The 4,668-nt window shown below is 41.8% G+C and carries 2 protein-coding genes; both read right to left on the bottom strand.

Translation table 11 applies throughout. The annotated features are described in order from the left end of the window. Nucleotides 1-216: 216 nt before the first annotated feature. Nucleotides 217-1,512 (bottom strand): N-acetylglucosamine MFS transporter NagP, encoded by a 1,296-nt coding sequence (nagP, locus tag A7968_RS22740; protein WP_064668783.1) that lies wholly within the window; start codon nucleotides 1,510-1,512, stop codon nucleotides 217-219. A 255-nt stretch (nucleotides 1,513-1,767) separates the two neighbouring features. Then, nucleotides 1,768-4,416, bottom strand: coding sequence for a family 20 glycosylhydrolase (locus tag A7968_RS22735; RefSeq protein ID WP_064668782.1), 2,649 nt, complete (start codon nucleotides 4,414-4,416; stop codon nucleotides 1,768-1,770). Nucleotides 4,417-4,668: the final 252 nt, after the last annotated feature.

Genomic DNA, 4,668 nt, shown 5'->3' with positions numbered 1-4,668 from the left:
AGGTTCTAGGTTCTAGGTTCTAGGTTCTAGGTTCTAGGTTCTAGGTTCTAGGTTCTAGGTTCTAGGTTCTAGGTTCTAGGTTCTAGGTTCTAGGTTCTAGGTTCTAGGTTCTAGGTTCTAGGTTCTACAAAACAGTATTGAGCCATTTACTTTACTGTCAAAAATGTTTTAGCTTTATTCCTAGTACCTTTGTCTTCCTAGTATCTAGGAAGTTATCTATTTCCAGCTCTTCATCTTATGCCCTTTAACAGCATAGAAAAGAATGAATAAATAACAAGGTAGCATGACGATATAAGCGCCTTGTTGCGCCTCAGCTGAATCAACGCCACCACTTGCGAGGCCCCAGAATAATGGACCAAATGCACCACCGGCAATACCCATGACTAATAAGCCCGATCCAACACTGGTTAACTTACCTAAACCAGATAACGCCAGCGGCCATACAGCAGGCCATACAATCGCATTGGCAAATCCTAGCACAGCTATCATCAATAGTGTATCAGGTAATTGTACTTCTAAACCCAGTGCTGTTGCGACAACCACTGAACTTGTATCACTAAACACCACGGCAAGTGTTAATACGCAACCTAAAATTGCTGATACGCTTAATGCAGCTTGCTGTGAAATAATGCGTGGGATAAGTAAAATACCCAAAATATAACCCAGTACCATACAACCCATGGTATAAGATGTCATGACACTGTATTTTTCAACGCCAAGTGATAACGCAAATGTGCCAATTGTATCACCAGCAATAACCTCTACCGCTACATATACAAACAATGCAGCTACACCTAGCGCTAAGCTTGGGTGTGCAAGTGCAGCTTTAACTTGCCCTTTAGCACCTTGCTCTTCGTCATCAATTAACTCTGGAAGTGGCATCTTAGTTACTGCAAAACCAAGTGCACCAATGAATAAAGCCATGCCTAAATAAGGATAGATAAGACTGTTTGCCATTGAGTCAATTTCTGTTTGCGATAACTCTTTATCAACAAGACCGGTAAACTCACTTAAAATTAAAGCGGTGAATACGATTGGTGCAATAACACCCGCGCCTTTATTCAATATGCCCATGATACTAACGCGTGCTGCTGCTGACTCTTCAGGCCCAATGCGCACAACATACGGATTAACAGCAGTTTGTAGCAATGTTTGCCCTGCGCCCATTACTAACTGTGCAAATAAAAACAGTGCAAATACTTGGGTTTTAGCTGCAGGAATAAACAGTAAGCCTGCAACCATCATAGTTGCCATACCAATAGCCATACCATTTTTGTAACCGACTTTACGGATGATCATCGCCGATGGTACCGCTGTAAACGTCACCGCTATATAAAACGAAAATAAGATCAGCGATGCTTGAAATGGGGTCAACTGCAATACTTGCTTTAAGTAAGGCATGAGTGAACCATTCAACCAGGTTGCAAAACCTAAAATGAAGAATAACGTGGCGACTATGGCCATGGGTATAAAATTACTTTGTTTATTTGTTTTTGACACAGTGGCTTCCATAAAACTTCTTCTTGTTGCGAGCTATCGTTATAATTATTTATTTCAATTAAGTTTATCTGACTTAAAGCGACGATTAGCGTTGCTGCATTATGTTACACCTTGGCGAGAAATCAATAACAGTCTCGCAACAAAAATGACAGCGCTGCCATAAAACTTTACGTTAATTGACGCCATATTACTAGTAACGATTTATTTTACAACGGTACAAAAAAGGGCCAATTTGGCCCTTTCAAAACAAAATTTATTACTAATATATTAATTTATATGAGTAATTCTGCTTTTCAGTTGGCTATTTAAACTGCTGCGTAATGCCACAGACTGCTGTTCAGAAACACTGATCGGAGCTGTATACTGCTGCCAAGTCGCGCCATCATCTAAACTATACTCAGTATTTAAATAGGCAAAAGGTGTATTAACTTCAAGCTTACCCTTGTTGATCACGCCTCCAGGCACAGGTAAATGCAAATTAACACCTGCGTTTGCCAGTTTAGTTAGCTCTTTTAAGCCAACGGCTGCTGAGAATTGCGCCCAATCTTTTGTACGGCTATTACTATCAACTTGATCTCCTTCCCATGGCGCTTTGTACCATGCTCGCTCTGCAACCGATAAAATACGAGGGAAGATCATTGCTAATACTTGCTCTTCGGTGCGGATCGTTTCTGACCAAACCTGCCCTTGCATACCTAGAATGTTCTCTGGCTTTTCTAATTTTGGTAGTGGACGACCAACTAACGCTTCAAGGTTATCTATAGGCTCGCGGGTGCGGGTGTAATCAGCATTCGCATAGACATCATCTGGCATATAGTTAAACGCTTTTTGCGTGTCTGTGTAACGTGTCGCCCAATAATAGCCACGTTCTTCTGGGTGAGCTTCGTATGGGTGGTCAAAGTATAAGTGTGTACCATGCGAGAGTATCACTTGGTAACCGGCATTCGCTAAACGATAGGCTCTGTCTGCAACACCCCACTCCCAAATATTATCCCAAACGTTTGCGGTAAAGGTTTTATTTGGAAATTCATCGCGCTTAAATGGATTGGTACGGTCATACATTAAACCATCTTCCCATGCGCCTGGCGAAATGCCGCGTTTTTCAAGTAATTTAGCAACACGTTGGGTAAAGTATGGTTTTAAATCTGCAGCCCCCGCCACGCCATTGTTTGGATCGGCAAACATTGCTTGGCAGATTGGCGAATCAACCCATGAACCCGCGCCCACTTCGTCACCACCAAAATGTAAATTAGTTAGCTGTACACCAGCCTCACGATACATTTGCTGTAGCTCGTAGGTTACCTTATCTAAAAAAGCATAGGTTGAATCCATACATACATTCATCGAGTTATCTTTGTAGTTTTGCACAGTCATATACACTGACGTGTCTTTAGGGTCGCTCAATAAGTATTGCGTGGCAGCACTAATATCAACTTGTTGTGTTTCTTTACCTGCATTCTTTTTATTAACTAGATTGTTTTTAGCGCTTTGCCGCGCTGCATCTGCAAGCTTATGATAGCGCGCTTCCATCGCTTTGATTGAAGCTCGTGCGTGGCCAGGGCCTTCAATTTCAGGAATGATTTGAACATGGCGGTCTTTGGCAAACTTTAATAGCTCAACAAACTCTGCTCGGCTTAAATAGCCGTTACCAGAGCCTGACTTAAATGGCCCAGTACCCAGTTGCGTTAATAGACACTCTCTTTCTTCAAGGTCAAAGCAGCGATAGCCGCCAATCTCGGTAAGTTCAGGTAAGTCAGGGATTTCTAAACGCCAGCCTTCATCTTCCGAAAAGTGCCAGTGCAATTTATTCATTTTATAACGTGCCATTTGTTCGACAAGTTTGAACATAGCGTCTTTGCCGTGGTAGTTACGGCCATTGTCGTAATGCATACCACGCCAGCCATAGCGTGGGCTATCTTCAAGCTCCAGTTGTGGAATTTCAACCGCACCTTGGCTATTTGCCGGTAGTAAATTAAGCAAACTTTGCATGGCATAAAAGACCCCAGCATTATCACTACCTACAATTTCAATACGTTCGTCATCAATCTCTAGGGTGTAGCTCTCAGATTTTCCAGCGGCCAACTGCGGATTTACTTTTAAGCTGATCAGTCTTTCTTTATTAACTTTTATGTGATCAGGCTGGGCTTTTAATGTTAAGCCATAATCGTCCTGAAGATCTTGCATAAAGACCATGACTTCATTTTTTAACTGACCTTGAAAACTGATCTGCCAGCTATTATCAAGTGTTGCAGTGCCACGATTAAACTCTACTTTTTGTGGCTGTGGAATGATCCGCTTAAGTGCATCTTCTTTTGATACTTTGCTAGCAGCAGCTTGGTTACGTTCAAAACGAATTTCAGGAGTGATCAATACGGTACGATCTTGCGGTTGATTATAGCGACGCAACTGATTTTCACGCTCAAACGGCGCAACAAACTGGCTCATATCTTCACTGTCGGTATTAGCAAAAATCGCTGGTTTATTATCACCTGAAACAAAGAACGCACGAGGCATAAAATCAGTGTAAGCAACAATAAATGCTTGGGCATCAAACTCAAGCTCTAGCTTTTTACCTGCTGCAAGCCCTTTAAAGTTTTTTGTTGGGGTAATGCGGTGTAAATCACCATTAACGTGTTCAATGTTTAAACCTGCAACTAGCTCAGTACTGATCTTACGAACTGAATGAATATACAACTGCCAATCGCTTTCCCCAGCAGGAAGCGCAACATCTGAGTGGTTGCTCAGTGTGATTTTTCCTAAAAAGCCGGCGTCTTTATTATGAAAGTTATCAACTACGGCAAATGTCAGGGTGGTTTCTTTAGCAAAGTTATTCACATCACTTTGCGAAAACTGCGCCTGCGCCAATAACGGCATCATCGCGATCAAACTTGCTAAAGTTCGCTGTTTAAAATCCATTGCTCTCTCCTCGTTGTATATTCTAAGATTACGCATTTCCCCCCGCGTAATCCTTATTTATTGTTATTTATTCACCTCCATCATATAAAAGATAAAATGACAGCGCTATCATTAATTGAAATAAAAGCTATCAGCTATCAGCTATCAGCTATCAGCTATCAGCTATCAGCTATCAGCTATCAGCTATCAGCTATCAGCTATCAGCTATCAGCTATCAGCTATCAGCTATCAGCTATCAGCTATCAGCTATCA

It is taken from the genome of Pseudoalteromonas prydzensis, assembly GCF_001661495.1.
GTDB classification, from domain to species: domain Bacteria; phylum Pseudomonadota; class Gammaproteobacteria; order Enterobacterales; family Alteromonadaceae; genus Pseudoalteromonas; species Pseudoalteromonas prydzensis.
Note: the sequence above shows the minus strand (reverse complement) of the source record. Positions and strands in the feature narration are given on the sequence as shown.

Coding starts and splice junctions, on each gene's coding strand:
- nagP (WP_064668783.1), bottom strand. CDS start 1,512: ATGGAAGCCACTGTGTCAAAAACAAATAAACAAAGTAATTTTATACCC.
- A7968_RS22735 (WP_064668782.1), bottom strand. CDS start 4,416: ATGGATTTTAAACAGCGAACTTTAGCAAGTTTGATCGCGATGATGCCG.